Annotated in this window: 5 protein-coding genes and 1 pseudogene; 3 read left to right on the top strand and 3 right to left on the bottom strand. The window is 71.2% G+C overall.

Translation table 11 applies throughout. The annotated features are described in order from the left end of the window. Window positions 1–121, top strand: a pseudogene (locus RIF89_RS13000) (CoA-binding protein); the annotation flags it as partial. Window positions 122–136: 15 nt separating this feature from the next. On the opposite strand, the gene RIF89_RS12995 reads toward RIF89_RS13000, so the two are convergent. Together RIF89_RS12995 and RIF89_RS12990 are read right to left on the bottom strand one after the other, a co-directional pair. Beyond that, window positions 137–502 (bottom strand): VOC family protein, encoded by a 366-nt coding sequence (locus tag RIF89_RS12995; protein WP_309069521.1) that lies wholly within the window; start codon window positions 500–502, stop codon window positions 137–139. A gap of 182 nt (window positions 503–684) precedes the next feature. Continuing rightward, window positions 685–1,302 (bottom strand): hypothetical protein, encoded by a 618-nt coding sequence (locus tag RIF89_RS12990; RefSeq protein WP_309069520.1) that lies wholly within the window; start codon window positions 1,300–1,302, stop codon window positions 685–687. A 75-nt stretch (window positions 1,303–1,377) separates the two neighbouring features. On the opposite strand from RIF89_RS12990, the gene RIF89_RS12985 reads away from it, so the two are divergent. After that, entirely contained in the window at window positions 1,378–1,809 is a 432-nt protein-coding gene (locus RIF89_RS12985; protein WP_309069519.1) for a DUF1761 domain-containing protein, read from the top strand. A gap of 31 nt (window positions 1,810–1,840) precedes the next feature. After that, window positions 1,841–2,437 (top strand): dephospho-CoA kinase, encoded by a 597-nt coding sequence (gene coaE, locus RIF89_RS12980; protein WP_309069518.1) that lies wholly within the window; start codon window positions 1,841–1,843, stop codon window positions 2,435–2,437. A 3-nt stretch (window positions 2,438–2,440) separates the two neighbouring features. On the opposite strand, the gene RIF89_RS12975 is transcribed toward coaE, so the two are convergent. Continuing rightward, window positions 2,441–3,082: a GntR family transcriptional regulator gene (locus RIF89_RS12975; RefSeq protein ID WP_309069517.1), complete on the bottom strand. Its 642-nt coding sequence runs from the start codon at window positions 3,080–3,082 to the stop codon at window positions 2,441–2,443. Window positions 3,083–3,114 lie beyond the last annotated feature (32 nt).

The raw sequence follows: 3,114 nt of genomic DNA, 5'->3' as shown, positions 1-3,114 counted from the left end.
GCTCACGGTCGTGATGGATCGGTGCGTGAAGATCGAGCACGCCCGATTCCACGGAGGCCTGCACCTCGCGGGCTTCGACACGGGCGTGATCAGCTCGAAGCGCCAGCTCATGTCGCGCTGAGGGCAGGCGCGCGCCTCAGCCGTCCTGCATCGACCCCTCGAACAGCCCGATGACGTTGCCGTCGGGGTCTTCGAACAGTGCCCACCAGCTGGTCTCGTCGATCGGCGCGCGCGGCTGCACGACCTTGCCGCCGCCCGCGGTGACCTTGGCGAGCGTGTCCTCGATCGAGTCGACCTCGATGATCGACCGTGGCTGCGTGAATCCCTCCTCGCGGGGGGTCAGCGCACCACCTGAGATCTTGTTGGGCGCCCGCCACATCGGGTACTCCTCGAAGCCGGGCGGCGACGAGATCTCCCAGCCGAACAGGTCGGCGTAGAAGTCCTTCGCACTCTCCAGGTCGCTGACCGGGATCTCCAGGTGGGTGACGTCGCCGTGTGCCATGAGTGACCTCTTTCCGCGGAGCGTGGCTGACGCGCTCACCGTATTCCCGGGCGCCGACAGCGGCAAGAGCGCAACCTGTCGAGGGTCGCGGCGCAGGGCGTCCGGCGTACGGCGGTGACGGTCGCTCTCCGGCCGACGCCGTCCAGGCGAGCAAGCTGCATTCCTGGCGGGTCCGACGGGGATCAGCGTTCCGGGTAGTACGCGCCGTCCCCGCTCTTTAGCATCGCCTGCGCGACGATCTCGATGTGCTCGCGGGCCATGTCCTCCGGCATGGCGGGCATGACCTGCTCCCAGTAGGGCAGGATCGCGCCGCGCCCCTGCATCATCCCCTCGGGGCGCGCGTATGCCCAGAGGTGCAGGTGAGCGGAGCCGTCGTTCCAGCGCATGAAGTGGCAGCGCGCCACACCGGGGATCTGCTTGACGGCGTTCGACAGGCGCTGAAGCACGGGCCCCATCTCGGCGAGCACCTCGATCGGCGCGTCCTCCAGCAGGACATGCTCGCGCGGCGCGAGCGCCGCGACGAAGGGCAGGCCGGGCGTCGCGAACCCCGCGCGAACCCCCCACGCGTCGTTGGCCCAGATCGTATGCTCGGACGGCTTGCAGGCCACGCACTCCGACGGATCCGTCTCTCCGGCGCGCGGCCTCTCGGGAACGAGCATCTGATCCAACGGCAGCAGCTCGAGCGACCGGATGCTCGGAACCGGCCCTCCCGCGACGTGGCTCGCGTCGAGCGTCTGTCCGATGGGCGCCCAGCGGTGCCAGGGGGAGTCTGCGAGGCGCTGCTGCTCGTCGATCGTCACCCCGTCATGGAAGCACATGAGCGCGTCGCGTCGGCGTTCCCTCGCAGCGGGGCATGGGGTGGATACAGTCGGCGCATGATTCCCGAGATCAACTACTGGGCCGTCATCCTCGCGACGCTGTCGAGCATGGTGGTCGGCTCCATCTGGTACGCCCCGAAGGTGTTCGGCACGCGCTGGTCCCAGCTCGCGAACGTCTCGATGGAGGGCACGGGCAGGGACGCCGTCGTGCCCATGGCGCTCACCGTCGCGGTGAGCTTCGTCACCGCCTGGGTGCTCGCGGGAGCCGCCACGATCGCGTGGCACTTCTACGAGGGCAGCTACGTCGTGGCGGCGGTCGTGACGGCGATCCTGCTGTGGGCGGGATTCACCGCCGCGCGCTTCGTCACGCACGACGCCTTCGAGGGCCGCCCTTCCGGGCTGACCGCCATGAACGTCGCACACGAGCTGGTCACGCTCGCGGTGATGGCGATCATCATCGGCGTGTGGCCGCCCGCCGGCACGGTCTGATGGCGTCCGCACCGGTGGAAGACTGGGGGCCATGCCACTCATCGCGCTGACGGGCGGAATCGCCTCGGGGAAGTCGACGATCGCGCGGCGGCTCGCCGAGCACGGGGCCGTCGTGATCGACGCCGACGCACTCGTGCGCGAGCTGCAGCAGCCTGGCCGGCCCGTGCTGGCCGCGATCGCGGCGGAGTTCGGAGACGGTGTGCTGACCGCGTCCGGCGAGCTGGATCGACCTGCCCTGGGGGCGCTCGTGTTCGGAGATCCCGACCGGCTGGCGCGCCTCAACGGCATCGTGCACCCCGCGGTCAGGACCGAGTCGCAGCGGCGCTTCCGGGAGGCGCTGGACGCCGACCCCGGCGCGGTCGTCGTCTACGACGTGCCGCTGCTGGCGGAGGCGCGAGGAACCGGCGAGTGGGACCGCGTCGTGGTGGCGCACGCGCCCGCCGACATCCGGATCACGCGCCTCGCGGAGCACCGCGGCATGTCCGAGACCGAGGCGCGGGCCCGCGTGGCGAACCAGGCGTCGGACGAGGAACGCCTGAAGCTCGCTGACGTCGTGATCGACACGTCCGGCACGCTCGAGGAGACGCTCGCGCAGGCGGACGCACTGTGGGGATCGCTGACGAGCTGAGGCTCAGGCGCGACGCTGCCGGGTGAACGCGCCGAGCACCGTCTGCTCGGAGTGCACCAGATAATCGTGCAGCTGGCGTGCGGCGACCTCGCCGCCGTGCGCCAGGAACGCTTCCAGCAGGGCACGGTTGCGCGCGACGAACGGGGCGTGCAGTGCCTCGGGGCTGTCGATCTCCAGGAACGCCAGCCGCAGCTCCGCCGCGATGTCGCGGAAGAGGCGACCGAGCCGCGGGCTGTCCGCCAGCGCCACGATCGCGCTGTGAAAGGCCATGTTGGCCGTGCCGAGCGCCCGCCAGTCGCGCGCCGCGAGAGCCGCCTCGCCGCGCTCGAGCGCGGAGCTCATGTCGGCGACCGCGGGATGCAGCGGCGACCCCGCCGCCAGCGCCGCCGGCTCGATGAGGCGGCGAGCACGGTAGATGTCGATCACGTCCGCGACGGCGGGTGAGGCGACCGACACCCCGCGGTGAGGCACATGCTCGATCAGGCCCTGCTCGGCCAGCACCCGGAACGCCTCGCGCAGGGTGTTGCGGGAGACGCCGAGCCGGTCCGCGAGCGACGCCTCCGACAGGCGGGTTCCTGGCGCGAACTCGCCCAGGATGATCCGCTCCCGCAGGGCGTCGGCGAGCGTGTCGTCGGGGGCGGGCATGCAGGCATCCTACGGCCGCGCCCGCGGCATGC

Source organism: Microbacterium sp., from assembly GCF_031178525.1.
Classification (GTDB): Bacteria; Actinomycetota; Actinomycetes; order Actinomycetales; family Microbacteriaceae; genus Microbacterium.
Note: the sequence above shows the minus strand (reverse complement) of the source record. Positions and strands in the feature narration are given on the sequence as shown.

Coding starts and splice junctions, on each gene's coding strand:
- RIF89_RS12995 (WP_309069521.1), bottom strand. CDS start 502: ATGGCACACGGCGACGTCACCCACCTGGAGATCCCGGTCAGCGACCTG.
- RIF89_RS12975 (WP_309069517.1), bottom strand. CDS start 3,082: ATGCCCGCCCCCGACGACACGCTCGCCGACGCCCTGCGGGAGCGGATC.
- coaE (WP_309069518.1), top strand. CDS start 1,841: ATGCCACTCATCGCGCTGACGGGCGGAATCGCCTCGGGGAAGTCGACG.
- RIF89_RS12985 (WP_309069519.1), top strand. CDS start 1,378: ATGATTCCCGAGATCAACTACTGGGCCGTCATCCTCGCGACGCTGTCG.